Here is a 25,001-nt window from a genome sequence, read left to right on the forward strand (position 1 = left end):
CTACGTCCACTCCCATCGGACCACGACGGTCGCGGTCACCGAGTTCTCGCCCAGCTCGACGGACAGGTCTGCTGCCTTGCCGGCCGCCATCATGGCGAACCGGGGCTGGGCTCCACCACGCTCAACGTCGGACAACCGCTCAACCTTCCCGAGCGTGCGACCGGCCAGCGCGGCATACTGCTGCGCCTTGCCCAGTGCGTCGGTGAACGCCGCCTCCCGCGCCTGCGCGAGCACGGGGGCGGAGTCCGCCAGCTCGAGCCCGAGGTGGTCGATCGTCAGGGCGTTGCCGGCGGCGCCGGCGAAGGCCTCGACGAGGCTCCCGACCAGGGCCGGGTCGCGGACCGTCACCGACAGGCTCTGGTATGCCGTGTAACCGACGACGGTGACCCCCTCGCGGTCGTGGCGGGGGTGGACCCCGGTGCCCGTGGTGCGCAGGTCGGCGTCCGCGACCCCGTGGTCGCGCGCCGCCTGGGCGAGGGACTGGGCGCGGCTCCCCGCGTCGGCCAGGGCTGACGTGACGTCGTCGGCCTCGCACCGCACCCCGACGCGCACCCGGACGACGTCGGGGGCGGCCGACGCGGTCCCGGAACCGGTGACCTCGACGTGGGCAGCGCCACCCCCCGACCCGCTGTGTCCTGTCATGGGACCAGCCTAGGGTGGAGCAGATGAGCACCGAACAGACCAGCACCGGAGCGGTCACCGCCGCCCAGCCGAGCGCGGACGGCACGAGCGCCGACGGCACGACCACCGAGGAGATCCGCCGCTACTGGGACGACTTCGCGGCGGAGTACGACAGCTACCCCGACCACGGCCTGCTCGACTCCGACATCCGGTCGGCGTGGAAGGACCTGCTGCGCACCTGGTTGCCCACGACCCCCTCGCTGGTGGCCGACCTCGCCTGTGGCACGGGCACCATGAGCGCGCTGATGGCCGAGCTGGGTCACCAGGTCCGCGGGGTCGACCTGTCGGCCGAGATGGTGCGCCGGGCGCAGGCGAAGGCCGCGCCGTTCGGTGCCGCGATCGAGGTCGAGCAGGGCGATGCGGGCGACCCGCCCTTCGAGCCAGGGTCCGTCGACGTGGTCTTCGCGCGGCACATCCTCTGGACGCTGCCTGACCCGACCGAGGCGCTGCGTCGCTGGGCCGCCCTGCTGCGCCCGGGTGGCCGGATGGTGCTGGTGGAGGGGCGTTGGGGGCTCGAGGCGGCGGCTGACAAGCCGGCCCTGCCCTGGAGCGCCGGGGTGCCGTCGGAGGAGCTGGCAGCCGTCGTGGCCGAGCTGGTGGGGGAGTGCACCGTCGTGCAGCTGACCGACTCGGTGTTCTGGGGCAAGGACATCGAGCACGAGCGCTACCTGCTGCGCGCCGTGGCGCGGGCGGCGACGCCCTGATGCGCGCGCGGGCGCGACGCGTGACGGTGGCGGGCTGGACGCTCGCCGCACTGGCCGCCCTCATGGTGCCGTGGACGGCATACTTGTTCGTCGTGCTGCCGCGCACCGCGCCCGCCGCGCACTTCGACCTGGCGTGGGGTGGCTTCGACCTGGCCCTCCTGGTGATGCTCGCCCTGACCGGTTGGGCCGCGGTGCGGCGACGGCGGTGGCTCGCAGCGGTGGCGGGGGCCAGTGCCGCGCTGCTCGCCGCCGACGCGTGGTTCGACGTGGTCACCGCGCCCACGCACGGGGAGCGGTGGGTCGCGCTGGCGATGGCGGTGCTGGTCGAGCTCCCGCTGGCCGCCGTGTGCGGCTGGCTGGCCGTGAGCGGGCAGGACCTCGTCGACCGCCGGCTGGCGAGGGCTCGGCCGGGGAGTCCCGTCGTGGACCCGGTTCGGCATACCGCGCGGTAATCGGGAGAATGCCGGACATGACCGCAGCCCCCTCCGTGTCCAACTCCATCACCGTCCGGCTGACGCTCCCGGCCCGCGCCACCGCGGTCTCCGAGCTCACCGGGGTCATCGAGAAGGGGGGCGGCCTGGTCACCGGGCTCGACGTGACCGCGTCGGGTTCCGACCGGCTCCGCGTCGACGTGACCGCCGCGGCTCGCGACACCGATCATGCCGACGAGCTCGTCGCGGCGATGCGCGGCGTGCACGGCGTCGAGATCGGCAAGGTGTCCGACCGCACCTTCCTCGCGCACCTGGGCGGCAAGCTCAAGATCGAGTCGAAGGTGCCGATCCGCAACCGCGACGACCTGTCCCTCATCTACACCCCGGGGGTCGCCCGGGTCTGCATGGCCATCGCGGAGAACCCCGCCGACGCCCGGCGGCTCACCATCAAGCGCAACACGGTGGCCGTGGTGACGGACGGCTCGGCGGTCCTCGGGCTGGGCAACATCGGCCCCCTGGCGGCGCTGCCGGTGATGGAGGGCAAGGCTGCCCTCTTCAAGCGGTTCGCCGACATCGACGCGTTCCCGATCTGCCTCGACACCCAGGACACCGAGGAGATCATCCGCGCCGTCAAGGCGATCAGCCCGGTCTTCGCCGGCATCAACCTCGAGGACATCTCGGCTCCCCGGTGCTTCGAGATCGAGCGGCGGCTGCGTGACGAGCTCGACATCCCCGTCTTCCACGACGACCAGCACGGCACGGCCATCGTCACCCTCGCCGCCCTGCGCAACGCGCTGCGGGTGGTCGGCAAGGAGCTGAGCGAATGCCGCGTGGTCATGTCCGGAGCGGGCGCGGCAGGCACGGCGATCCTCAAGCTGCTGCTCAAGGCCGGCGCCACCGACGTGGTCGTGGCCGACCAGTTCGGCGTGCTGCACCGTGATCGCGACGACATCGCCTCAGGGGAGCACCCGGCACTGGCCTGGTCGGCCGAGCACACCAACCACCGCGGTGTCACCGGCACCCTCAAGGAGGCGATCGCGGGCGCCGACGTGTTCGTCGGGGTCTCGGCCCCGGGCATCCTCACCGGTGACGACATCGCGACCATGAACGAGGGCGCGATCGTCTTCGCCATGGCCAACCCCGAGCCCGAGGTCGACCCGATCGCCGCGGCCCAGTACGCAGCCGTCGTGGCCACGGGTCGCTCCGACTTCGCGAACCAGATCAACAACGTGCTGGTCTTCCCGGGCGTCTTCCGCGGTCTGCTCGACGCGGCCTCGACCTCGATCGACGAGGACGTCATGCTCGCCGCCGCCAAGGCACTCTCGGAGGTCGTCCACCCGGAGGAGCTCAACGCCGCCTACATCATCCCCAGCGTGTTCCACCCCGACGTGTCGAAGGTGGTCGCGGCCGCGGTCAAGGCGGCGGTGCTCGGCACGACGCCGGAGCAGGTCCCCACGCGTCGGATGGCCGAAGAGCCCGAGTTCATTGGCTAGCTCGTCGCCCGGCGACCAGACTGCCACGGGCTCGACCCGCGCCGTGCTCAGTGCCGACCCGGGAGAGGCGACCGTGGTCGTCGGCCCACCGCACCGGACCGCCGCGGTGGTCTTTGCGGTGCTGCTCGTCGCCCACCTCGCCGCGCTCTACTGGCCACGGGTCGACATCCAGGGCCCGGTCACGTGGAGCGACAAGGTCGCCCACGTCCTGCTCTTCCTCGCGCCCACGGTGGCGGGCCTGCTCGCCGGCGTGCGCCCGGCATACCTCGTCGCGCTGCTGGCCCTGCACGCCCCGGTCAGCGAGCTGCTCCAGCACTACCTGCTCCCGCACCGGTCGGGCGATGCCTGGGACGCCGTGGCGGACCTCTCCGGCGTGGTGCTGGGGGTCACGTCCGTCGTGGTCGGGAGGGCGCTGCGGCGCTGATAGACTGCTCGGGCTCAGTTCGGCGGCGCTCGGCAGCGCCATCAGGTGGCACAGGCGCCACAGACGCATTCCCTACTCCGACTGCAGACCACCGGATGACAACTGTTGATCCGGTCCAACGGGCCCTCGCGGCCTGAGGCTCGTCTTCTTCGTTGCCCTCGCCAGGTGGCTCGAGACGTGTCTACCTCGAGTACCTGAAGTGAGTTGAACATCTGTGCCCAAGAACCTGCGATCCGGCGCGCCCAAAAAAGCCCGTTGGACCCCAGACCAGAAGGCTGCCGCGAAGAAGGGCCCCAAGAAGGCCCACCGCGGCCAGTCCTCCGCACCCACCGGTGGCACCGCGTATGCCGCGCGGCCGGCTCGCGACGGTGACCGTCGCCCCGAGCGCTCGGACCGTCCGGCCCGCAGCTACGACCGCAGTGACCGTCCGGCCCGCTCGTTCAGCCGTGACGACCGTGCCCCGCGCAGCTTCGACCGCAGCGACCGTCCGGCCCGCTCGTTCAGCCGTGACGACCGTGCGCCGCGCAGCTTCGACCGCAGCGACCGTCCGGCCCGCTCGTTCAGCCGTGACGACCGTGCGCCGCGCAGCTACGACCGCAGCGACCGCCCCGCCCGCAGCTTCGACCGTGACGACCGTCCGGCTCGCACCTTCAACCGTGACGACCGGCCCCAGCGCCGCGACTCCACCCGTGACGACCGCCCGGCTCGTCGCAATGACCGTGATGCCAGTGACCGTCGTGAGAGCCGTGGTCCCCGTCAGTACAACCGTGAGGACCGCCCTGTGACCAGCTACAACCGTGACGACCGTCCGGCCCGCAGCACCGACCGCCCCGCCCGCAGCTTCGACCGCAGCGAGCGCCCCGCCCGCAGCACCGACCGCAGCGAGCGCCCCGCGCGCAGCTTCGACCGCACGGACCGTCCGGCCCGCAGCTTCGACCGCAGCGACCGTCCGGCCCGCAGCTTCGACCGCAGCGACCGTCCGGCCCGTGGCTTCGACAGCCAGGTCGACCCCGAGGCCGAGCGCATGGAGGCCGACACCTGGGTCAAGGCCACCCGCAAGACCGTCGACGGTCCCGTCACCGTGGACTCCGACAACGGCTTCGCCGGCCTGGGCCTGACCGAGCGCCTCGTCGAGCGGCTCGCCCGTGACGGCATCACCACGCCGTTCCCGATCCAGTCCGCGACCATCCCGGACGCGCTGGCCGGCAAGGACATCCTCGGCCGTGGCCAGACCGGCTCCGGCAAGACGCTGGCCTTCGGGCTGCCGATGCTGTCCCGTCTCGCCGACGGCGAGCGGGCCCGTCCGCGCCGTCCCCGTGCCCTCGTGCTGGTCCCGACCCGCGAGCTCGCCATGCAGGTGTCCGACGCGCTCGAGCCCCTCGTGCACGTCCTCGGCCTGAAGCACAAGCTCGTCGCCGGTGGCCTGTCCTACACGACGCAGATCAGCGCGCTGAACCGTGGCGTCGACCTGCTCATCGCCACGCCGGGTCGCCTCAAGGACCTCATCGAGCGGGACGCCGTGCAGCTGCGCGACATCCAGATCGCCGTCCTCGACGAGGCCGACCACATGGCTGACATGGGCTTCATGCCCGAGGTCACCGCGATCCTCGACCAGATGCCTGCCGGTGGCCAGCGGATGCTGTTCTCGGCCACCCTGGACAAGGGCGTCGACAAGCTCGTCGAGGGCTACCTCACCGACCCCAAGACGCACTCCACCGACGACGCCAAGGCCTCGGTCACCACGATGGAGCACCACGTGCTGCTCATCGACCCGATGCACAAGAAGACGATCACCGCCGAGGTCGCCAACCGGGCGGGCCGCACCGTCGTCTTCGTGCGGACCAAGCTCGGCGCCGACCGCGTGGCCCTCCAGCTGCGCGAGCAGGGCGTCTTCGCTGCCGCGCTGCACGGTGGCTTGAACCAGGGCGCGCGCAACCGTGTCCTCGGGGCCTTCCGGGACGGCAGCCTGCCGGTCCTGGTGGCCACCGACGTCGCCGCCCGCGGCATCCACGTCGACGACGTCTCGGTCGTCCTCCAGGTCGACCCGCCGGCCGACCACAAGGACTACCTGCACCGCTCGGGCCGCACGGCCCGCGCCGGCGACAAGGGCACGGTCGTGACCCTGGCGCTCCCGCACCAGCGGCGCACCATGGAGCGGATGGCCCGCGAGGCCGGCATCGACGCGATGCCGACCAAGGCCGTCCCCGGCGACGACCGCCTCGCGGCGACCGGCGCCGTCACCCCCAGCGGCATCCCGGTCCCCGAGGACCAGGTCCGTCGGGTGCTCGAGGGCCCGAAGCGCAGCGGCGGTCGCCCGTCCGGTGGTCCCCGTGGCGGTGGCCCCCGTGGTCCGCGCCAGGGTGGCAACCGCTCCTACCGTGACGACCGTTCCGGCGGCTCGCGGGGCGAGCGCGGCAGCTACTCGCGCGCTGCCCGCGGCTGATCGGTCTCCCGAACGCGCAGCACCTGAACGACGCACCACCCGAACGACGCATCATCTGAACGGCCAGAGCCCCGGTCCCCGCGACCGGGGCTCTGGCGTCGGCAGGCAGAATGGACCCGTGGAGATGACGGACCTGTCGGGCAGCCTGCTCGTCGCGACCCCCCAGATCGAGGAGGGCGTGTTCTGCCGCAGTGTCGTCCTGATCCTCCACCACGACGACGAGGGCGCCCAGGGTGTCGTGCTCAACCGTCCGATGGATGCCCGCGTCGATGCGGTGCTGCCGGACTGGCAGGCCCACGCGACCGCACCGTCGGTGCTCTTCGAGGGGGGCCCGGTCGGTCTCGACAGTGCCCTCGGTCTGGTCACGGTCCCGGGCGACGTCGAGCCGCTCGGGGTGAAGCGGCTGTTCAGGGGGCTCGGTCTCGTCGACCTCGACACCCCACCCGCGATCGTGGTCCCCGAGGTGGCCGGCCTGCGGATCTTCGCCGGGTATGCCGGGTGGTCGTCGGGGCAGCTCGAGGACGAGGTGCGTGCGGGGAGCTGGTACGTCGTGGAGTCCGAGGGGCGCGACGCGTTCGACGCCGACCCGGAGCAGCTGTGGGCCCGGGTGCTGCGGCGCCAGCGCGACCACCTCGCCTTCGTGGCGACCTTCCCGACCGACCCCGAGATGAACTGAGCGCCTGGAAACGGCGCCGGGCACGCGGCATACAATCGCTGGATGAGCGAGCCCCAGATCCCCCTGGACGACCCGCTGGCCCCCGAGGCCCAGCCCTCCCAGCCCTCCACGACGACCGCCGTGCTCGAGCGCGAGCAGGTCGAGGAGCAGCTGCAGGAGCCGGGCGACCACGAGCGGTTCTCGCACTACGTGCGCAAGGAGAAGATCCTCGAGAGCGCCCTGTCCGGAGACCCGGTCGTCGCGCTCTGCGGCAAGGTGTGGGTGCCCGGACGCGACCCGAAGAAGTTCCCGGTCTGCCCCACGTGCAAGGAGATCTACGAAGGTCTGCGGGCGCCGCAGGACGGCGGCGAGTGACCTGAGTCGGCAGGTGGGGGTCACCGACGTCCGCCGCGGCACAGGGGTTCCCACCCACCGAAAGCCTGAACGAGTCTTTACCTGCGCCTGCCTCCCCTGACCCGGGGACAGGGCATCGGGCTCCTAGCGTGCGAGGTCGAGCCACCCACCGAACCCGGAGGGAGGCACCTCGAAAGGACGCCCATGAAGCTTCGCTCTCGAATCGCACTCTCCTCCCTCATGCTGGGAGCCGTCGCCCTCGGACTCGGCCAGGGCAGCGCCGTCGCCCAGCCGATGGCCGGGGAGGCCACGGTGGCTGCGGACTGCGCTATCCACACCGACGCCGTCAACACCGCGCGCTCCGCCAAGGGTGGCAACCGCGTCGACCCGCACGAGTTCAGCCAGGCCCAGGTCGACCGCATGGAGGCCGCCTACCGCAGCGCCGCTGCCGCCAAGGGCCTGGCGCCCACCGCCAGCGGCAAGCTGGGCCACACCAGCACCAGGAAGCCGGGGCCGACCACGCCCGCCTTCGCCGCGACCACGGTCAGCGTCTACTGGCACGTGATCACCAATGGCACGAGCGGCAAGCTCACGACGACGCAGATCCAGAGCCAGCTGAACGTCCTCAACAACGCCTATGCCTCGTCGAGCTTCTCGTTCACCCTCGCCGGCACGGAGACCACGACGAACAGCGACTGGTACAGCATCGCCTTCCCCGCCAGCGGCCAGGAGCCGAGTGACGCCAAGGCGATGAAGACGGCCCTCCACAAGGGCACCAAGGCCGCGCTGAACATCTACTCGACGACGTTCTCCGACGGCACGCTGGGCTACGCGCAGTTCCCGTCCACGAACAACACCACCCTCGACGGTGTGGTGCTCGACTACCGCAGCATCCCCGGCGGCAGCCTCGCGCCGTACAACCAGGGCGACACGGCGACCCACGAGGTCGGCCACTGGGTCGGGCTCTACCACACGTTCCAGGGTGGCTGCTCGGGCGGCGACTCCGTGAGCGACACCCCGGCCGAGGCCTCCCCGGCGTTCGGGTGCCCCACCGGTCGTGACACCTGCGCGGCCACCGGCCTGGACCCGATCAAGAACTTCATGGACTACACGGACGACGCGTGCATGAACACCTTCACGCCTGGTCAGACCACCCGCATGCAGAACCAGTGGCTGACCTACCGCGGCTGACCTCCCGCGGCTGACCTCCCGCGGCTGACCTCCCGCGGCTGAGCAGCCCACCCGTGCCCTGGACGTGACCCCCACGGCCTAGCACACCACCGAGGCCCCGGCGGAGACGCCGGGGCCTCGGCATGTCGTTTTGCGACAACGGATAACGTGGCCGGTCCCATGAGTACCGCAGCCGCTTCGCACCTGTCACCAGCCTTCCCGGAGCGGGCGGCGTGGGGTACGGCCGACAAGCTGCGCGCCTGGCAGCAGGCTGCGCTCACGGCATACCTGCGCGCTGACCCACGGGACTTCCTCGCGGTCGCGACCCCAGGCGCCGGCAAGACGACCTATGCCCTGCGCCTGGCCACCGAGCTGCTCGGCCGCGGCACCATCTCGGCCGTGACGATCGTCGCGCCCACCGAGCACCTCAAGACCCAGTGGGCCGAGGCGGCCGCGCGGGTCGGCATCCACATCGACCCGCGGTTCTCCAACTCCTCGGCCCGGCACTCCAGCGAGTACGACGGCGTGGCGCTGACCTACGCGCAGGTGGCGAGCAAGCCCGCGCTGCACCGCACGCGCACCGAGGCGACGCCGACCCTGGTGATCCTCGACGAGATCCACCACGGCGGCGACGCCCTGTCGTGGGGCGACGCGATCCGTGAGGCGTTCGAGCCCGCCACCCGCCGGCTCGCGCTCACCGGCACCCCGTTCCGCTCCGATACCTCACCCATCCCGTTCGTCACCTACGCGGAGGATGCCGACGGCATCCGCCGCTCGTCGGCCGACTACACCTACGGGTATGCCGAGGCGTTGCGTGACGGGGTCGTCCGACCGGTGCTCTTCCTCGCCTACGGAGGCGCCATGAGGTGGCGCACCAAGGCCGGCGACGAGATCTCGGCCCGCCTCGGGGAGATGCTGACCAAGGACTCCATGGCGCAGGCCTGGCGGACCGCGCTGGACCCCAAGGGCGAGTGGGTCCCGTCGGTGCTCGCCGCGGCGGACAAGCGCCTGACCGAGGTCCGTCGGGGCGTGCCCGATGCCGGGGGCCTCGTGATCGCCTCCAACCAGACGGCGGCCCGCGCCTACGCCAAGATCCTCGAGTCCATCACCGGGGAGAGCCCCACGCTGGTGCTCTCCGACGATGCCGGCTCGTCGGCCCGGATCGAGCAGTACGCCTCGAGCGAGTCGCGGTGGATGGTCGCGGTGCGGATGGTCTCCGAGGGGGTCGACGTGCCCCGGCTCTGCGTCGGCGTCTACGCCACCTCGACCTCGACGCCGCTGTTCTTCGCCCAGGCGGTGGGGCGCTTCGTGCGCGCGCGCCGTCGCGGCGAGACCGCCTCGGTCTTCCTGCCGTCGGTGCCGGTCATCCTCGAGCACGCGGCCCGGCTCGAGGACGAGCGCGACCACGCCCTCGACCGGGTGGCCAAGGACGACAGTGCTGCCTCGATGTGGGCCGAGGAGGACGCCCTCGTCGACGCCGCCAACCGCACGGCGCGCACCCCGGACGTCGACCAGATGGCCTTCGAGGCGCTGGAGTCCGACGCCGAGTTCGACCACGTGCTGTTCGACGCGAAGCAGTTCGGGCTCAACGCGGTCACCGGGTCGGAGGAGGAGCAGGAGTACCTCGGTCTGCCGGGGCTGCTCGAGCCGGACCAGATGGCGGTGCTGCTCCAGGAGCGGCAGACCGCCCAGAGCACCCGCCGCCCGCGCAAGGTGGAGGCGCCGGTGTCGGCGCACCGGGCGCTCGCGGCCCAGCGCCAGGAGCTCAACAAGCTGGTCGCGGCCTACGCCCGCAAGAAGGGCACCCCGCACGGGGTGGTCCACCACGAGCTGCGCCGGGCCTGTGGTGGCCCTGCTCTCGACGAGGCCACCTCGGAGCAGGTCGTCGCACGGGTCGAGAAGATCCGGGCCTGGTTCGTCGGCCGCCGCTGACCGGTCCCGGCTTCGACGCGACGTCCAGGAGCGGGTGTTCTGCGGGACGTCGGCGGGAACAGGTGACATGCTGCGGTCATGGACGAGCTGGCTGACACCATCTGGAACCGCGCTGCACTGGAGGCCGGCGGCTCGACCCCTGGCGAGGGGGACAAGGCGCTCGCCGCTGCGCTGCGACTGCACAGCTCGGCGATGGCGGACGGTGTCCTCGACGCGGTCCAGAGCATGACCGACGAGGAGCTGGATGCCGCTGAGGCCGGCTACCGCTGGCTGCACGTGCCGGCTGCCTCCGAGGCCATCGCCGCGGTGCGGCGCGCGATCGCCGAGGGCGCCCTCGACGACCCCGACCGGGCGAGCGCGCTCGACCTGTCGTCGGATGACCACTACGACGCGGCCATCGAGGACGACGCCGCCCTCGACAACGCGTTCCGCGCGCGGTTGAGCACCGACCCCGACGCGTTCGCGGCGGTCTAGGCAGGGTCGCCGTCTGGCCGGGTCTCGCGCACGGGACTAGCGTGACGGCAACGGCGCCGCCCGGCCGCCGAGGACGGAGCAGGCCATGGCCAACCACGTGTACTCCATCTCCGAGGTCGTCGGCACCTCGCCCGACGGCATCGAGGCGGCCGTCGGCAACGCCGTCACCCAGGCTGCCAAGACGGTGCGCAACCTCGACTGGTTCGAGGTACAGAGCGTCCGTGGACAGATCGCCGACGGAGCAGTCGCGCACTGGCAGGTGACCGTCAAGCTCGGCTTCCGCCTCGACGACTGAGCAGTTCGGCTTCCGCCTCGACGACTGAGCAGTCAGGCCCGAGCCGTCGAGGCGGCGCGGACCAGGGGGAGGGTGCGCAGCGGGATGCGGGTGGCCAGCGAGATCGCCGTGTTCGCGCGGATCACGTGCTCGTCGTCGACCACCGCGTCGATGACCCGCTGGAGGTCGGCGTTGTCGCGCGCGACGATGTGGATGAACAGGTCACCCGAGCCGGTGATGGTGTGCGCCTCCAGCACCTCGGGGATGCCGGAGAGGTGGTCGACGACGGGGGTGTGGCCGCGCCCCTGGCGGATCTCCAGGGTGCAGAACGCCGACACGGGGTAGCCCATCGCCGCGGCGTCGATCTGCGGCGCCCACGACCGGATCACCCCGTGCTGCACCAGCCGGTCGAGCCGGGCCTGCACCGTGCCGCGGGCCACGCCGAGCTGGCGCGAGGCGCCGAGCACCCCGATCTGCGGCTGCTCGCTGAACAGGGTGATCAGCCGGCCATCGAGCTCGTCTAGGTTCATGGGCACATTGTCCACTGTTGGGCCGGGTATGACCAACAGTCTGCGCAGAGTGTGCAGCCCATCAGGCCACGGTTGCACACCACGGCCCGGGCCCGGCACCCTGCACGCATGACCACTCACGCCACGGACACCGCCCTGGACCTGACGCCGCAGGAGCGCGAGGCCAACCTCGACCTCGAGCAGCTCAAGCAGCTCGTCGGCCTCGTCGAGTACGACGAGAGCAAGGACCCGTTCCCGGTCACCGGCTGGGACTCGATCGTCTTCGTCGTCGGCAACGCGAGCCAGACCGCGCACTACTACCAGTCCGCGTGGGGCATGGAGCTCGTCGCCTACAGCGGCCCCGAGAACGGCCAGCGCGACCACAAGTCGTTCGTCCTGAAGTCGGGCTCGATCCGCTTCGTCATCAACGGCGCGGTCAGCCCCGACAGCCCGCTCATCGCCCACCACGCCAAGCACGGCGACGGCGTCGTCGACATCTCGCTCGAGGTGCCCGACGTCGACAAGTGTGTGGCCCAGGCCAAGCGCGCCGGCGCCCGCGTGGTCCGTGAGGCCGAGGACGTCACCGACGAGCACGGCACGGTGCGGATCGCCTCGATCGCGACCTACGGAGAGACGGTCCACACCCTCGTCGACCGCTCGCGCTACGACGGCCCCTACCTGCCGGGCTACGTCGCGAGGACGTCCACCTGGGTCAAGCGAGAGGGTGCCCCCAAGCGCCTCTTCCAGGCCCTCGACCACATCGTCGGCAACGTCGAGCTCGGCAAGATGGACGAGTGGGTGACCTTCTACAACAAGGTCATGGGCTTTGTGAACATGGCCGAGTTCGTCGGCGACGACATCGCCACCGACTACTCCGCGCTGATGTCCAAGGTCGTCGCGAACGGCAACCACCGGGTCAAGTTCCCGCTCAACGAGCCTGCTATCGCCAAGCGCAAGAGCCAGATCGACGAGTACCTCGAGTTCTACAACGGCCCGGGCGCCCAGCACCTCGCGCTGGCCACCAACGACATCCTGCGCACCGTCGACGAGCTGCGCGCCAACGGCGTGGAGTTCCTCGACACCCCCGACTCCTACTACGAGGACGACGAGCTGCGCGCCCGCATCGGCGAGGTGCGGGCCCCGATCGAGGAGCTGCAGAAGCGCAAGATCCTGGTCGACCGTGACGAGGACGGCTACCTCCTGCAGATCTTCACCAAGCCCCTCGGCGACCGCCCGACGGTGTTCTTCGAGATCATCGAGCGGCACGGCTCCCTCGGCTTCGGCAAGGGCAACTTCAAGGCGCTGTTCGAGGCCATCGAGCGTGAGCAGGACGCCCGCGGCAACCTCTGAGCCTGAGGCCTGCGGCGCGACGCCGCACCGCACGACAGGGCGGGTATGCCGGGTGGTCACCACCCGGCATACCCGCCCTCGTCGTGGTGGTGGCAAGGCCGCGGACCGGTCGTGGGAGAAACCCTCCTCAGCGCGTGAGAGGCTTGCGGCATGAGCACGCCCACGACTCCCGGCTGGTACGACGACCCCGAGGACGACACCCAGCTGCGGTACTTCGACGGCGTGGTCTGGAGCAAGCACACGACGCCCCGCTCGACGAGGCCCGCCTCAGGGGCGGCGCAGCCCGGCCAGCAGCAGTTCCCGGGTCAGGGCCACCCGCCGCAGTACCCGGGCCAGGGTGGGCCCCAGGCGCAGCCGGGAGCGCAGGTGGGTCAGGTGCAGGGGCAGCCGCCCGCGGCCGGTGGCTGGCAGGCCCCACCCCCGCCCCAGCCCGGTCAGCAGCACCCGCAGTTCCCCGGCGCGCAGCAGGGTGGCTGGAACGCCCCGACCTACGGCGGCGCGCAGCGCGTGGCGACCACGCCCGACGGCCAGCCGCTGGCGAGCTACTGGCAGCGCGTCGGCGCGTTCATCATCGACGGCATCATCCAGTTCGTGCTGATGCTGGTGCTCGGTGGCTGGTTCCTGTTCAAGGGCTTCGAGCCCGTGTGGGACGAGCTGACCACGGCGATGGACTCCGGGGACCCGGGCGCCTTCGACCGGATCACGGCCGACAACGTCAACTTCGGCTACATCCTCGCGTTCGGCCTCATCGCCGCCGTCGTCACCTTCGCGTATGCCGTGTTCTTCCTCAGCCGCACCGGCGCCACGCCCGGCAAGGCGGCGGTCGGCATCAGCGTGCGGCTGCGCGACCGGCCCGGCGTCCTGTCCGTCGCGGATGCGGCCAAGCGCACCTCACTCCAGGCCGGGCTCAGCCTGCTGGGCAACATCCCGTTGGTCGGCAACCTGTTCTCGCTCGCGGCCCTGGTCGACCTCCTGTGGCCGGCCTGGGACGAGCGCAAGCAGGCCCTGCACGACAAGCTCGCCCGGACCAACGTCGTGGTGGGCAAACAGCCCCGACGCTGACTCATGCAAAAGGCGAGTTAGCGCCGCAACCACGCGGCGCTAACTCGCCTTTTGCATGGGGTGGCGACGCCGTGGGGGCCCGGCGCGGACCCGTGCCGCGGGTCAGCGCGCGGGAAGGATCGTGCCGCTGACCTCGGCCAGCTCCAGGCGGGCACCGTCGGTGCCGGTCGCCCACGCCCGCAGCACGACCGTGTCGCCGTCCTCGAGGAAGGTGCGCTCGCTGTCGTCCGCGAGCTGCACCGGCTCGGTGCCGTTCCAGGAGAGCTCGAGGAAGCTGCCGCGGGTGTCCTTCGCGGCGCCGGAGATGGTGCCCGAGCCGAAGAGGTCGCCGCTGCGGATCGACGCGCCGTTGACCGACAGGTGCGCCAGCATCTGGGCCGGCGACCAGTACAGGTCGCGGGACTCGGGTCGGGCGACGACGGTGCCGTTCCACTCCACCTCGAGGTGCAGGTCGAGCCCGAACACCGCGTCGGCTCCCCCACGCAGGTAGGGGAGCGGCTCGGGGTCCTGGCCGGGCAGCGGCACCCGGGCCGACGTCAGGGCGGCCATCGGCGTGACCCAGGCGCTGATCGACGTGCCGAAGGACTTGCCGAGGAACGGCCCCAGTGGCACGTACTCCCACGCCTGGAGGTCGCGGGCGCTCCAGTCGTTGAGCAGGACGACTCCGAAGAGGTGCTGCTCGGCGGCGAGGCCGACGTCGACCGGCTCGCCGAGGACGGTGCCGCCGCCCACGACGAAGCCCAGCTCGGCCTCGATGTCGAGCTTGCGGCTCGGTCCGAAGGTCGGCGCCGGGTCGCTCGGTGCCTTGCGCTGCCCCTGGGGCCGCACGAGGTCGGTCCCCGACACGACGACCGTCCCGGAGCGACCGTGGTAGCCGATCGGCAGGTGCTTCCAGTTGGGGGTGAGCGGCTCGGAGTCGGGGCGGAAGATGCGCCCGACGTTGGTGGCGTGGTGCTCGCTCGCGTAGAAGTCGACGTAGTCGGCCACCTCGATCGGCAGGTGCAGGATGACGTCGGCGAGCGGCACCAGGTGGGGTCGCACCCCCTCCTCGTGGACGTCGTCGGTGAGGATCTCGACCAGCCACGCGCGCGCGACCGCCCAGGCCCGGTGGCCCAGGTCGAGGAACGCGTTGAGGCTGGGCCGTTCCCACGCCGCGGTGAGGTCGGGGCCCTCGCCGACGCCGTAGGCGTCCCGGCCGATCCGCGCGACCTCGCTGGCGTCGAGCACCCAGTCGCCGATCCGCACCCCGACCCGTGGTGCCGTCTTCGCGGTCGAGAAGACGCCGTAGGGCAGGTGCGCGACACCGAACGGGTGGTCGGCAGGCAGGTCGAGCCAGGTCTGGGCGGGCGCCGTGGTGGCGACAGGCGTCGAGGGGGAGGACACGTCAGGCTCCTTGGATGAGGCCGAGGGTGGTCAGCTCGCCGAGCGGGTCGGTGACCTCGCAGCAGCCGTATGCCGTGAAGAAGGCCCGCACGATGGCCGCGTCGGCGGCACTCATGCGGGTGATCTGGGGGACGAGGGCGGCCGGGTCGCGCTCGGCCAGGAGGGGCACCAGCTCGCCGACCTCCTCGCCGTTGAGCGCCCAGCGGACCGCCGCCAGGACGTTGAGCAGGCCGTGCTGCTCCTGGCCGTCGTGGGTGCCGCGGACGACGTGGTGCAGTCCGCCGGTCAGCTTGAAGCCGAGGTCGTGGTCGATGGCGTTGCGGACGAACGTCGCGAGCTCTGTCTCGTCGGGCCACGCCCAGGTGTCAGTCGCGCCGGTGCGGAACTTTGCTTGCAGGACAACGGAATCGGAGGCATCGGCGGCGATGTCGGCGACGGCCGCCTCCTGCTGGGCGCCGCGCGGCACCTCGAGGGTGCGGGGGAGCCCGGCGAAGTCCGTGGCCCGCCAGTCGGGTGTCCAGCCGAGCTCCACCCCCGTGACCTCGACGCCGGGGGTCTGTCGCAGGAGCGCCACCGCGTCGGCCACGTCGGTGGCCGGCGTGCCGGGCCGCCCGATGACCCCGACCCGCAGCGGTTCCCCGTCGAGCAGCCCGGCGAGGTCGGGGGCAGCCGAGGCGGGGACGAGGAGCGGACCCACGCACGCGGCATACCGGCTCGCGCGGTGGACGCGGTGGAGCCGCACGGCATCCGCGAGTGGTGCGTTGCCCGGCGGGAAGACGGCGGCGTCGTCGACGAGGCCGGCGAACAGGGCCGGCTCGGCCGGGCGGTCGGCCGCGGCCTCCGACAGCGATGTCATGGCCGTGAGGCTACCCGCGACTCCGGCCGGCGCTCCCGGCAGCCCGAGGTGTCGGGGTGGCGGCCAGTCGTGCCATGCTCGGCCCAACCGGACGAGAGAGTGAGCGATGGCGTTCTACCAGCACCAGGGCAACATCCCGCCGAAGCGGCACACCCAGCACCGCCGGCCAGCCGGCCGGGGCAAGCAGGGTGAGCTCTACTACGAGGAGCTGATGGGGGAGGAGGGCTTCTCCTCCGACTCCTCGCTGCTCTACCACCGCAACATCCCCTCGACCGTTGCCGGCGCACGCGAGTGGACGATCGGCGACCTGTCGACGACGCCCAACCACCCGCTGATGCCCAGGCACCTCAAGCTGCACGACCTCTTCGAGGCCAAGGACGTCAAGAACACCGACGTCGTGACCGGACGTCGCCTCGTCCTCGGCAACGGCGACGTGCGCATCTCGTATGCCGTGGCCGGGGCTCCCAGCCCGTGGTACCGCAACGGGATCGGCGACGAGTGCGTCTACGTGGAGCGCGGAAAGGCGCGGGTCGAGACCGTGTTCGGGGCCTTCGACGTGGCCGAGGGCGACTACCTGGTCATCCCGCGGGCGACGACGCACCGCTGGATCCCGAAGCGCTCGACCACGGAGCCGCTGCGGGCCTACTGCATCGAGGCCAACTCCCACATCGCGCCGCCCAAGCGCTACCTGTCCAAGTACGGCCAGCTGCTCGAGCACGCGCCCTACTGCGAGCGCGACCTGCGCGCGCCGGCCGGTCCGCTGCTGGCCGAGGACGTCGGTGCGAAGGCGGGCGACGAGACCGAGGTCTACATCAAGCACCGTGGCAACGGCCAATCGAGTAGTGGCGGGATCGTCGGGACGGTGCACACCCTGCCCTTCCACCCGCTCGACGTCGTGGGCTGGGACGGGTGCCTCTACCCCTACGCGTTCAACGTCCGGGACTACGAGCCGATCACGGGGCGGGTGCACCAGCCCCCGCCGGTGCACCAGGTCTTCGAGGGCTGGAACTTCGTCATCTGCAACTTCGTGCCGCGCAAGGTCGACTACCACCCGCTGTCGATCCCGGTGCCCTACTACCACTCGAACGTCGACAGTGACGAGATCATGTTCTACGTCGACGGCGACTACGAGGCGCGCAAGGGCTCGGGCATCGGCAAGGGCTCGATCTCCGTGCACCCGGGAGGTCATGCCCACGGGCCGCAGCCCGGTGCGTCCGAGGCGTCGATCGGCGTCGAGTACTTCGACGAGCTGGCCGTCATGGTCGATACCTTCCGTCCGCTCGAGCTCGGCGAGGGTGGCCGCGCCGTCGACGACGGGAAGTACGCCTGGTCGTGGAGCCGCGGGCGCACCAAGGACGGGTCCGACTACAGCATCGGCTGACCGCCAGACTTTGCCACTTCGACATGGTCTGTCATGTCGTGCCCGGGTTAGGCTGAAAGACCCGCCCCGTCGACGACGACGAGGCACGCGCACCCGGGACACCGCCCCCGCTCCCGGCCACTTGTCGTTGGAGGCAATCGTGACGTCTGCCCGCACTGCCGTTCAGGACCTCGTCCAGCACGAGAAGAGCCGTCGCGAGATGCTCGCGCTCGCGGTGGTCGGAGGCGCAGGAGCGGCCTTCTTCGCCAGTGCCCCGAGGGCCGACGCGGTGCCTGAGGCAGGCCGACCGACGACGAAGACGCCCACGTTCCGGCTGACCGTGATGGGCACCACCGACACCCACGGCAACGCCCTGAACTGGGACTACTTCAAGGACGTCGAGTACGACGACTCGACACACAACGACATCGGGCTGGCCAAGATCGCCACGCTGGTCAGCGCCGTCCGGGCCGAGCGTGGCGCCCAGAACACCCTCCTGCTCGACGCGGGTGACACGATCCAGGGCACCCCGTTGGCCTACTACTACGCCAAGGTCGACCCGATCACGGGCGGTTCGAAGCACCCGATGGCCAAGGCGATGAACGCGATCGGCTACGACGCTGCGGCCCTGGGCAACCACGAGTTCAACTACGGGCTCGACACGCTGCGGACCTTCGAGTCGCAGTGCGACTTCCCCTTGCTCAGCGCCAACTCGGTCGACTGGACCAGCGGCGCCCCGATCTTCAAGCCCTTTGTGATCCGCACCTTCAAGGTCAGGGGGAGCAAGCCGGTCAAGGTCGGCATCCTCGGTCTGGTCACCCCCGGCGTCGCCATCTGGGACAAGGCCAACGTCGAGGGGCTCGTGAAGTTCCCGGGGATCGTCGAGCAGGCCACCGTGATGGTCCCGCGCCTGAAGCAGGCTGGGTGCGACCTGGTGATCGTCTCGTGCCACTCCGGGTCCAAGCCCGGCTCGTCGTACGGCGACGCCCTGCCGGTGCCGGAGAACGCCTCCCGCCAGCTGGCGGAAGAGGTCGCAGGCGTCGACGCGGTGCTCGTGGGACATGCCCACGAGGAGGTCGTCGAGCTGCTCGTGCCCAGCAAGGTCACGTCCGGCAAGAAGGTCCTCCTGACCGAGCCGCTCAAGTGGGGGATGCGGCTGTCCGTCATGGACTTCGTCCTCGAGTTCACCAAGGGCCGTTGGCACCTGACCAGCTCGGGGGCGACGCTGCTCAACGCGAACACCGTCCCGGAGGACCCGGAGGTCGCCGAGCTCGTCGGTGAGGACCACGCGGTGGTGCGCACCTACGTCAACTCCGTCATCGGCACCTGCACCCTGGCCATGTCGGCGGCGACCGCGCGGTTCGAGGACACGGCGGCGATCGACTTCATCAACCACGTGCAGGCCGACGCCGTGAAGGCAGCCCTGGCCGGCACCCCCGACGAGTCGCTGCCGGTCCTGTCGATCGCCGCGCCCTTCAACCGGGACGCCGCGATCCCGGCGGGCAACGTCACCGTCCGCGACGTCGCGGGCTTGTACATCTACGACAACACGCTCCTCGGCATCCGATTCACTGGCGCGCAGGTCAAGGCCTACCTCGAGTACTCCGCGGCCTACTTCAAGACCGTCACCGGCACCGGACCGTTCACGCCGGACTCGGTCACGAACGCGCTGCGACCGCCGGTGGACGGCACCCCGATCCCCGACTACAACTACGACATCATGGGTGGCCTCGACGCCTCGCTGGCCTACGACATCGACATCGCCCAGCCGGCGGGACAGCGGATCACGAACCTCACCTATGCCGGCCAGCCCGTCGACCCGTCGGCCGGGTTCGTCATCGCCATCAACAACTACCGCCAGTCCGGTGGTGGCGGCTTCCCGGGCGTCACCACGGCGCCGGTCCTCTACAACGCGCAGGTCGAGATCCGGCAGCTGCTCATCGACTGGACCACCGAGCAGGGCGTGATCGACCCGACCACCTTCACGACCTACGACTGGAAGCTCGTCTCGAACGGCCAGCCGGTCGTCGTCGAGGGAGCCGCCGAGGGCGGCCGCCACTAGGTCAGGACGAGGTCAGGTCGAGGGTCACGTCAGGTCACGTCATGGGTCACGTGGTGGTCAGCCGGTACCCGCGCTTGACCACGGTCTTGACCATGCCCTTGTGCCCCACGGCTTCGCGCAGGCGGGCGATGGCCACCTCCGCCGCGTGCGGGTCGGTCGAGTCCCCGGGGAGGACGGACAGCACCTGGGCGCGAGTGACCACCTCACCGCCTGCCTCGGCCAACACCCGCAGCACCTCGAGGCCACTGGGTGACACCGGGAGCACGTGGTCGTCGAGCAGGGCCACGGTGCGCCTGACCTGGAGTCGGCCGGCGGTCGTCTGGACCGCGGAGGTCTGGGCCTGCTCGTAGTGGTTGACGAGCCCGCGGACCAAGGCCCCGAGCCGTCCGCGGTCGGGGATGATCGGCTGGATTCCTCTCTCCTGCAACGGCTTTGCGGTGACAGGACCGACGGCGGCCACGACCATGGTGCCGCTGCGGATGCGCGCCACGACTTCGTCCCCGACCCCTTGGGCGTCCATCTCGGCGAGCCAGGCCGCAGCCCCGGGCGCCGAGGTGAAGACGGCGGCGTCGATCTCGCCGTCGGCAGCAGCGATGACGGACAGCTTGAGGGCGACCGGGTCCGGTGGCGGGCCCCAGCGGTAGACGACCAGGCTGCGGACCTGCGCCCCCGCGGCGGCGAGCTCGGTGTCGAGCCCGTCGGCCCCGGCGCCGTGGTGCTGCACCGCGATCACCTGGTCGGTGACGCCCTCGGCGAGCAACAGGTCGAGGATCTCGGCGCTGGTCTCCGACTCGGCCACCCAGTCCGCCTGGAGCCCTGCGGCCTGGATCGCCCCGTGCGCCTTGGGGCCCCGCGCGATGATCCGGGCCCCGGAGAGCACCTGCACCAGCTGGTCGGCCAGTCCGGCGGCGTCGGCGGCCTCCACCCACCCCCGGAACCCGATGCCCGTCGTGATGACCACGATGTCGGGCGGGGCGTCGAGGAGCTCTCGGGTGTGGGCCAGCAACTCGTCGTCGTGCTCGTGCGGCACGATGCTCATGGCCGGGGCGTGACGCACGGTGGCACCGCGCCGGGTCAGCGCCGACGCCAGCTCTCCGGAGCGGCGGTCGGCGGTCACCAGCACGACGCAGCCGGTCATGACCTGGCCCAGACGGGTGTTCACGGTGGCGCTGCCAGGAAGCCCTCGGCAGCAACAGCACCCACGACGACGACCGCGGGGGCCCGCACCTGCCGCGCGGCGCAGGTCGCGGCGATGGTCGACAAGGTGCCCCGGGTCACGCGCTGAGAGTCGAGGCTGGCGTCCTCGATGACGGCCACGGGGACCTGCTCCGAGGCCCCGGCGGTCAGCAGGCGGGCGACGTGGTCGGCGAGCAGGCTGATCCCCATCAGGACCACGAGGGTCGCCTCGCCTCGCACCACGGCACCGACTGCGGTGTCGTCGAGCCGGCCGTGACCGTGCGCGACGTGCACGGCGGCGACGGTGCCGCGGTGGGTGACGGGGATGCCGGCAGCCAGCGGAGCCGACAGGGCCGAGCTCACTCCGGGCACGACCTCGACCGGTATGCCGTGGGCCGCCAGGGCGAGCGCCTCCTCGCCGCCGCGACCGAAGAGGAAGGGATCGCCGCCCTTGAGGCGCACCACGAGCCGACCCCGCTGGGCGTGGTCCACCAGGATGCGGTTGATCTCGTCCTGGGTCACGGCGTGGAGGCCGGGGGTCTTGCCGACGTCGATGACCTCGACGTCGCGCGGCAGGTCCGCCAGGACGCTGGTCGGTCCCAGCCGGTCGGTCACCACCACGTCGGCCTGGGACAGCACCCGGCGGGCCCGCAGGGTCATCAGGTCGGCGGCCCCGGGGCCGCCGCCGACGAGCACGACCCGTCCCTGGGCGCCAGGACGTCGACGCCGGGCGCGCAGGTCGACCTCGCCGGACTGCAGGGTCCACTCGAGCTGGTCGCGCACGGCCCTGGCCCGGCGCGGGTCGGCGTCGCCGGTCGACACCACCCCGAGGAGCAGACCGGCGTGCTCGGTGGTCGCAGGGGTGCGGGCCGTCCCGAGCTCGGCATCGCTGGCGCACACGCTCCAGACCCGGGCGGCGGTCGCCCACTGCGAGACCCGGGCATTCACGCCCGGGTCGTCGGTGGCGGCGTGGACCAGCCACGCGTCGGCGAGGTCGCCCTCCACGACCTCGCGGGCGACCCACGCGACCGTGCCGTCGGCGACCGCGTCGACCAGGTCCTCACACAGCTGTGGGGCGACGACCGTGACAACGGCTCCGTCGTGGGCCAGGGCGTTGGCGCGGCGGGCGGCCACAGGTCCACCGCCGGCCACGACGACGCGCCGACCGGTGACGTCCAGGCCGACCAGGGTCGTCATCCCGCACCGCCGGGGGGACCGGAGCCGGGCACGGCGACGCGCACGACGCCGTCGAGGACGGTCACGGCATAGGACGCCAAGGGCTTCGGCTCCTTGCCCACCGCGTCGAGGCACTCACCGGTGCGCAGGTCGAACACCTGCTTGTACATCGGCGACGCGACGGTCGGCACCTCGCCCCGGCTCCCGACGATCCCTCGCGACATCACGTTCGCGGCGCTGTAGGGGTCGAGCTGCTGCACGGCATACACCTGGTCGTCGTGGGTGCGGAAGAGCGCGACTTGCACGCCGTCGAGGAAGGCGGCGGCGCCGCGCTCCGGGGACAGGTCGGCCAGCACGCACACCTCGTGCCACGTCACGGTGGAGTCGTTCGCGGCGACCGCCCCCGAGCCGACCTCGACACTGGTGCCGAGGTCGGCGCCGACCTCCACGCTCATCGCCGCACCTCCAGCGTCGTCCCGGCGATCAAGACGCTCGAGTCGGCGCGCTCGGACTCCGTGGCCGGGCGCGGCTGTCCGCGCTCGCTGACGTAGGCCAAGGTGTCGTCGGGCTGGTCGGGTGCGTTGACGAACGACCCGAAGCGCCGCAACGTCTCGGGGTCGTCCAGGGCAGCGGCCCACTCGTCCTCATAGGCGTCGACGTGCCCGGCCATCGCGACGTCGAGGTCGGCGCCGATCCCGAGCGAGTCCTCGAGGACGACCGCCCGGATGGCGTCGAGGCCACCCTCGTGGTCCTCCACCCAGGCCGCCGTCCGCTGCAGGCGGTCGGCGGTGCGGACGTAGTACATGAGGAAGCGGTCGATCGTGCGCACCAAGGTCTCGGTGTCGAGGTCCTCGGCAAGGAGCTGGGCGTGGCGCGGGGTGAAGCCACCGTTGCCGCCCACGTAGAGGTTCCAGCCGTGGTCGGTGGCGATCACCCCGACGTCCTTGCCACGCGCCTCGGCGCACTCGCGGGCGCAGCCCGACACCCCGAGCTTGAGCTTGTGCGGCGAGCGGAGCCCTCGGTAGCGCAGCTCGAGCGCGATGGCCAGACCCACCGAGTCCTGCACGCCGTAGCGGCACCACGTCGAGCCGACGCACGACTTCACGGTGCGCAGCGACTTCCCATAGGCGTGACCCGACTCGAAGCCCGCATCGACGAGCCGCTTCCAGATCCTGGGCAGCTGCTCGATCCGTGCCCCGAACAGGTCGATCCGCTGGCCGCCGGTGATCTTCGTGTAGAGCCCGAAGTCCTGGGCGACCTCGCCGATGGCGATCAGGCCCTCGGGGGTGACCTCACCGCCCGGGATGCGTGGGACGACGGAGTACGAACCGTCCTTCTGGAGGTTGGCCATCACGTGGTCGTTGGTGTCCTGCAAGGACGCGCGCTCGCCCTCGAGGATGTGACCGGTGCCGAGCGAGGCGAGGATCGAACCGATGACCGGCTTGCAGATGTCGCAGCCGCGGCCGGTGCCGTGCCGGGCGATGATCTCGCTGAAGGTCGTCAGCCCCTGCACCCGCACGACGTCGAAGAGCTGCGCGCGGGAGAGCTCGAAGTGCTCGCACAGCGCACTGCTCACCGCGATGCCGGACTTCTCCAGCTCGGTGGTGACCAGCCGCTTCACGAGGGGGAGGCAGGAGCCGCAGCTCGTGCCGGCTCGCGTGCACGCCTTCACCCCGGCGAGGTCGGTGCAGCCCGCGTCGGTCACCGAGCAGCGGATGGCACCGGCGGTGACGTTGTTGCAGGAGCACACGGCCGCATCGTCCGGGAGGTCGCCGGCGGGTGCCGGCGCCGACCCTTCGGGGAGCAGGTATGCCGCTGGGTCGCCACCCAGCGCGCGGCCCACCATGGGGCGCAGCGCGGCGTACGCGCTGGCGTCGCCGACGAGGATGCCGCCCCGAAGGGTGCGGGCGTCGTCGGACATCACGAGCTTCTTGTAGACCCCGGCGACGGGGTCGGAGATGACCACCTCGAGCCCACCGGGCTCGGCCGCGAAGGCGTCGCCGAACGACGCGACGTCGACCCCGAGCAGCTTCAGCTTGGTGGACAGGTCGGCCCCCGGGAAGGTGCCCGCTCCGCCCAGGAGCCGGTCGGCCACGACCTCGGCCATGGTGTAGCCGGGGGCGACCAGGCCGAGGGTGCGGCCACCGATGCACGCGACCTCGCCCACGGCCCAGACCGCCGGGTCGCTCGTGGCGCAGGCGTCGTCGACGACCACGCCACCGCGCTCGCCGACCTCGAGACCGGACTCGCGGGCCAGCTCGTCGCGGGGACGCACGCCGACGGCGAAGACGACCACGTCGACATCGAGCGGCGCCCCGTCGGCGAACTCCATGCGGGAGACCCGTCCGAGTCGCCCCACGATCTTGGCGGTGGCGGTGCCAGTGCGGACGCTGACGCCCAGGGCCTCGATGAGCCGGCGCAGTGCCTCGCCGCCGCCCTCGTCGACCTGGAGTGGCATCAGCCGGGGAGCGAACTCGACGACGGTCGTGTGCACGTCGAGGGCCGTGAGTGCACCGGCCGCCTCCAACCCGAGCAGGCCGCCTCCGACCACTGCTCCGCGCAGCGGGCGGTCCACCTCGGTGCGGAGGCTCTCCACGTAGGAGCGCAGCCCGGCGACGTCGTCGATGGTGCGGTAGACGAACGCGCCGCGCAGGTCCTTGCCCGGGACCGGGGGCACGGCGGCATACGAACCGGTCGCCAGCACGAGGGAGTCGTAGGGGAGGACGCGGCCGTCGGTGGTGCTGACGGTGTGGGCGTCGCGGTCGACCGACGTGGCGGCCACGCCGCGCCGCAGCGTCACCAGCGGGTCGTCCCAGAGCTCCTGGCCACCCAGCGCCAGGTCGTCGGGGTCGCGACCGGTGAAGTACGACGTCAGGGCGACGCGGTCATACGGAGCGCGCGGCTCCTCGCAGAGCAGCGTCACCGCCCACTGGCCCGCCACGTCCCGCGAGCGCAGGGCATCGACCAGCCGGCGCGCGACCATCCCGCCGCCGACGACGACGAGCTGGCGCGGAGCCGTGGGCTGGACCATG

The 25,001-nt window shown here is 71.6% G+C and carries 23 protein-coding genes; 15 read left to right on the top strand and 8 right to left on the bottom strand.

The annotated features are described in order from the left end of the window. Positions 1–642: an SIMPL domain-containing protein gene (locus tag AC1DWJ_RS13035; RefSeq protein WP_457252341.1), complete on the bottom strand. Its 642-nt coding sequence runs from the start codon at positions 640–642 to the stop codon at positions 1–3. 23 nt (positions 643–665) lie between these two features. Here AC1DWJ_RS13035 and AC1DWJ_RS13040 point away from each other — a divergent pair, with 23 nt between their 5' ends. The 11 genes from AC1DWJ_RS13040 (at position 666) to AC1DWJ_RS13090 (ending at position 11,056) form a co-directional block, all read left to right on the top strand. After that, a complete protein-coding gene (locus tag AC1DWJ_RS13040; protein WP_477620957.1) occupies positions 666–1,385 on the top strand; it encodes a class I SAM-dependent methyltransferase in 720 nt (239 codons plus the stop codon). Further along, entirely contained in the window at positions 1,385–1,837 is a 453-nt protein-coding gene (locus AC1DWJ_RS13045; RefSeq protein WP_457252339.1) for a hypothetical protein, read from the top strand. Before AC1DWJ_RS13040 ends, AC1DWJ_RS13045 begins: the two co-directional genes overlap by 1 nt. A gap of 17 nt (positions 1,838–1,854) precedes the next feature. Then, positions 1,855–3,309 carry an NAD-dependent malic enzyme gene (locus AC1DWJ_RS13050; RefSeq protein ID WP_457252338.1) on the top strand — a complete coding sequence of 485 codons (1,455 nt, stop codon included), beginning with the start codon at positions 1,855–1,857 and terminating at the stop codon, positions 3,307–3,309. Positions 3,310–3,352: 43 nt separating this feature from the next. Further along, on the top strand, positions 3,353–3,733 hold the full coding sequence (locus AC1DWJ_RS13055) for a VanZ family protein (RefSeq protein ID WP_477620958.1): 381 nt from the start codon (positions 3,353–3,355) through the stop codon (positions 3,731–3,733). Positions 3,734–3,947: 214 nt separating this feature from the next. Continuing rightward, positions 3,948–6,176: a DEAD/DEAH box helicase gene (locus tag AC1DWJ_RS13060; RefSeq protein WP_477620959.1), complete on the top strand. Its 2,229-nt coding sequence runs from the start codon at positions 3,948–3,950 to the stop codon at positions 6,174–6,176. A 124-nt stretch (positions 6,177–6,300) separates the two neighbouring features. Then, positions 6,301–6,852 (top strand): YqgE/AlgH family protein, encoded by a 552-nt coding sequence (locus tag AC1DWJ_RS13065; RefSeq protein ID WP_457252816.1) that lies wholly within the window; start codon positions 6,301–6,303, stop codon positions 6,850–6,852. 42 nt (positions 6,853–6,894) lie between these two features. Next, entirely contained in the window at positions 6,895–7,206 is a 312-nt protein-coding gene (locus tag AC1DWJ_RS13070; protein ID WP_056923710.1) for a DUF3039 domain-containing protein, read from the top strand. A gap of 183 nt (positions 7,207–7,389) precedes the next feature. Next, complete coding sequence (locus AC1DWJ_RS13075) at positions 7,390–8,376, top strand: zinc metalloprotease (RefSeq protein WP_477620960.1); 987 nt, start codon at positions 7,390–7,392, stop codon at positions 8,374–8,376. A 159-nt stretch (positions 8,377–8,535) separates the two neighbouring features. After that, a complete protein-coding gene (locus AC1DWJ_RS13080) occupies positions 8,536–10,287 on the top strand; it encodes a DEAD/DEAH box helicase (protein ID WP_477620961.1) in 1,752 nt (583 codons plus the stop codon). 78 nt (positions 10,288–10,365) lie between these two features. Continuing rightward, positions 10,366–10,761 carry a hypothetical protein gene (locus tag AC1DWJ_RS13085; RefSeq protein ID WP_477620962.1) on the top strand — a complete coding sequence of 132 codons (396 nt, stop codon included), beginning with the start codon at positions 10,366–10,368 and terminating at the stop codon, positions 10,759–10,761. An 85-nt stretch (positions 10,762–10,846) separates the two neighbouring features. Further along, on the top strand, positions 10,847–11,056 hold the full coding sequence (locus AC1DWJ_RS13090; protein WP_056923837.1) for a dodecin: 210 nt from the start codon (positions 10,847–10,849) through the stop codon (positions 11,054–11,056). Between the two features lie 32 nt (positions 11,057–11,088). Here AC1DWJ_RS13090 and AC1DWJ_RS13095 read toward each other — a convergent pair whose 3' ends face one another. Beyond that, a complete protein-coding gene (locus AC1DWJ_RS13095) occupies positions 11,089–11,565 on the bottom strand; it encodes an Lrp/AsnC family transcriptional regulator (RefSeq protein ID WP_457252331.1) in 477 nt (158 codons plus the stop codon). A 108-nt stretch (positions 11,566–11,673) separates the two neighbouring features. Here AC1DWJ_RS13095 and hppD point away from each other — a divergent pair, with 108 nt between their 5' ends. After that, positions 11,674–12,894, top strand: a complete 1,221-nt coding sequence (gene hppD, locus AC1DWJ_RS13100; RefSeq protein WP_457252330.1) for a 4-hydroxyphenylpyruvate dioxygenase — start codon at positions 11,674–11,676, stop codon at positions 12,892–12,894. Positions 12,895–13,044: 150 nt separating this feature from the next. Continuing rightward, a complete protein-coding gene (locus tag AC1DWJ_RS13105) occupies positions 13,045–13,956 on the top strand; it encodes an RDD family protein (RefSeq protein ID WP_477620963.1) in 912 nt (303 codons plus the stop codon). Between the two features lie 102 nt (positions 13,957–14,058). Here the strand turns inward: AC1DWJ_RS13105 and fahA are convergent, their stop codons facing one another. Continuing rightward, on the bottom strand, positions 14,059–15,339 hold the full coding sequence (gene fahA, locus AC1DWJ_RS13110) for a fumarylacetoacetase (RefSeq protein WP_477620964.1): 1,281 nt from the start codon (positions 15,337–15,339) through the stop codon (positions 14,059–14,061). Between the two features lies 1 nt (position 15,340). Further along, positions 15,341–16,195 carry a hypothetical protein gene (locus AC1DWJ_RS13115; RefSeq protein WP_477620965.1) on the bottom strand — a complete coding sequence of 285 codons (855 nt, stop codon included), beginning with the start codon at positions 16,193–16,195 and terminating at the stop codon, positions 15,341–15,343. Between the two features lie 106 nt (positions 16,196–16,301). On the opposite strand from AC1DWJ_RS13115, the gene AC1DWJ_RS13120 reads away from it, so the two are divergent. After that, on the top strand, positions 16,302–17,576 hold the full coding sequence (locus AC1DWJ_RS13120) for a homogentisate 1,2-dioxygenase domain-containing protein (protein ID WP_477620966.1): 1,275 nt from the start codon (positions 16,302–16,304) through the stop codon (positions 17,574–17,576). 139 nt (positions 17,577–17,715) lie between these two features. Continuing rightward, positions 17,716–19,617, top strand: a complete 1,902-nt coding sequence (locus AC1DWJ_RS13125) for a bifunctional metallophosphatase/5'-nucleotidase (protein ID WP_477620967.1) — start codon at positions 17,716–17,718, stop codon at positions 19,615–19,617. Between the two features lie 46 nt (positions 19,618–19,663). Here AC1DWJ_RS13125 and AC1DWJ_RS13130 read toward each other — a convergent pair whose 3' ends face one another. The 4 genes from AC1DWJ_RS13130 to nirB are packed head-to-tail and all read right to left on the bottom strand — an operon-like array spanning position 19,664 to position 25,000. Next, a complete protein-coding gene (locus AC1DWJ_RS13130; RefSeq protein WP_457252815.1) occupies positions 19,664–20,755 on the bottom strand; it encodes a uroporphyrinogen-III synthase in 1,092 nt (363 codons plus the stop codon). Positions 20,756–20,775: 20 nt separating this feature from the next. Next, positions 20,776–21,990, bottom strand: coding sequence for a uroporphyrinogen-III C-methyltransferase (cobA, locus tag AC1DWJ_RS13135; RefSeq protein WP_477620968.1), 1,215 nt, complete (start codon positions 21,988–21,990; stop codon positions 20,776–20,778). Then, complete coding sequence (gene nirD, locus AC1DWJ_RS13140) at positions 21,987–22,424, bottom strand: nitrite reductase small subunit NirD (RefSeq protein WP_457252323.1); 438 nt, start codon at positions 22,422–22,424, stop codon at positions 21,987–21,989. The genes cobA and nirD overlap by 4 nt, the downstream gene beginning before the upstream one ends. After that, positions 22,421–25,000: a nitrite reductase large subunit NirB gene (gene nirB / locus AC1DWJ_RS13145; RefSeq protein WP_477620969.1), complete on the bottom strand. Its 2,580-nt coding sequence runs from the start codon at positions 24,998–25,000 to the stop codon at positions 22,421–22,423. Before nirB ends, nirD begins: the two co-directional genes overlap by 4 nt. Position 25,001: the final 1 nt, after the last annotated feature.

The sequence above is a fragment of the Pedococcus sp. P2_D7 genome (genome assembly GCF_056404295.1).

Coding starts and splice junctions, on each gene's coding strand:
- AC1DWJ_RS13065 (WP_457252816.1), top strand. CDS start 6,301: ATGACGGACCTGTCGGGCAGCCTGCTCGTCGCGACCCCCCAGATCGAG.
- AC1DWJ_RS13090 (WP_056923837.1), top strand. CDS start 10,847: ATGGCCAACCACGTGTACTCCATCTCCGAGGTCGTCGGCACCTCGCCC.
- AC1DWJ_RS13070 (WP_056923710.1), top strand. CDS start 6,895: ATGAGCGAGCCCCAGATCCCCCTGGACGACCCGCTGGCCCCCGAGGCC.
- nirD (WP_457252323.1), bottom strand. CDS start 22,424: ATGAGCGTGGAGGTCGGCGCCGACCTCGGCACCAGTGTCGAGGTCGGC.
- AC1DWJ_RS13095 (WP_457252331.1), bottom strand. CDS start 11,565: ATGAACCTAGACGAGCTCGATGGCCGGCTGATCACCCTGTTCAGCGAG.
- AC1DWJ_RS13130 (WP_457252815.1), bottom strand. CDS start 20,755: ATGACCGGCTGCGTCGTGCTGGTGACCGCCGACCGCCGCTCCGGAGAG.
- AC1DWJ_RS13080 (WP_477620961.1), top strand. CDS start 8,536: ATGAGTACCGCAGCCGCTTCGCACCTGTCACCAGCCTTCCCGGAGCGG.
- AC1DWJ_RS13085 (WP_477620962.1), top strand. CDS start 10,366: ATGGACGAGCTGGCTGACACCATCTGGAACCGCGCTGCACTGGAGGCC.
- AC1DWJ_RS13050 (WP_457252338.1), top strand. CDS start 1,855: ATGACCGCAGCCCCCTCCGTGTCCAACTCCATCACCGTCCGGCTGACG.
- AC1DWJ_RS13035 (WP_457252341.1), bottom strand. CDS start 642: ATGACAGGACACAGCGGGTCGGGGGGTGGCGCTGCCCACGTCGAGGTC.
- AC1DWJ_RS13120 (WP_477620966.1), top strand. CDS start 16,302: ATGGCGTTCTACCAGCACCAGGGCAACATCCCGCCGAAGCGGCACACC.
- AC1DWJ_RS13045 (WP_457252339.1), top strand. CDS start 1,385: ATGCGCGCGCGGGCGCGACGCGTGACGGTGGCGGGCTGGACGCTCGCC.
- AC1DWJ_RS13075 (WP_477620960.1), top strand. CDS start 7,390: ATGAAGCTTCGCTCTCGAATCGCACTCTCCTCCCTCATGCTGGGAGCC.
- cobA (WP_477620968.1), bottom strand. CDS start 21,990: ATGACGACCCTGGTCGGCCTGGACGTCACCGGTCGGCGCGTCGTCGTG.
- hppD (WP_457252330.1), top strand. CDS start 11,674: ATGACCACTCACGCCACGGACACCGCCCTGGACCTGACGCCGCAGGAG.
- AC1DWJ_RS13105 (WP_477620963.1), top strand. CDS start 13,045: ATGAGCACGCCCACGACTCCCGGCTGGTACGACGACCCCGAGGACGAC.
- AC1DWJ_RS13115 (WP_477620965.1), bottom strand. CDS start 16,195: ATGACATCGCTGTCGGAGGCCGCGGCCGACCGCCCGGCCGAGCCGGCC.
- nirB (WP_477620969.1), bottom strand. CDS start 25,000: ATGGTCCAGCCCACGGCTCCGCGCCAGCTCGTCGTCGTCGGCGGCGGG.
- AC1DWJ_RS13040 (WP_477620957.1), top strand. CDS start 666: ATGAGCACCGAACAGACCAGCACCGGAGCGGTCACCGCCGCCCAGCCG.